Annotated in this window: 1 protein-coding gene; it reads left to right on the top strand. The window is 69.6% G+C overall.

The window, feature by feature from the left end:
- Positions 1-326, top strand: a 326-nt coding sequence (locus I8J34_RS24370; protein ID WP_214364212.1) for a putative Ig domain-containing protein, incomplete at both ends; no start/stop codon positions are given.

Genomic DNA, 326 nt, shown 5'->3' with positions numbered 1-326 from the left:
ACGCAGTCGAGCTACGCGGTGACGGTACGCATCACCGACGGCGGCGGACTCACCCGCGACGAGAGCTTCACCCTCAGCGTCACCGACCAGAACGAAGCGCCGAGCTTCGTGAGCAGCGCCGTGACCGGTGCCACCGAAGACACCGCCTACAGCTACAGCATCACCACCACCGACCCCGATGCCGGCGCGACGCTGACGATCACCGCCCCGACGCTGCCGGCCTGGCTCACGCTCACCGACAACGGCGACGGCACCGCCACGCTGTCCGGCACGCCGACCAACGCCGAAGTGGGCAACCACGCCGTCTCGCTGCAGGTGAGCGACGG

Source organism: Denitromonas iodatirespirans (assembly GCF_018524365.1).
GTDB lineage: Bacteria > Pseudomonadota > Gammaproteobacteria > Burkholderiales > Rhodocyclaceae > Nitrogeniibacter > Nitrogeniibacter iodatirespirans.
The sequence above is the reverse complement of the archived record's forward strand: the minus strand, read 5'-3'. Positions and strand labels throughout refer to the sequence as shown.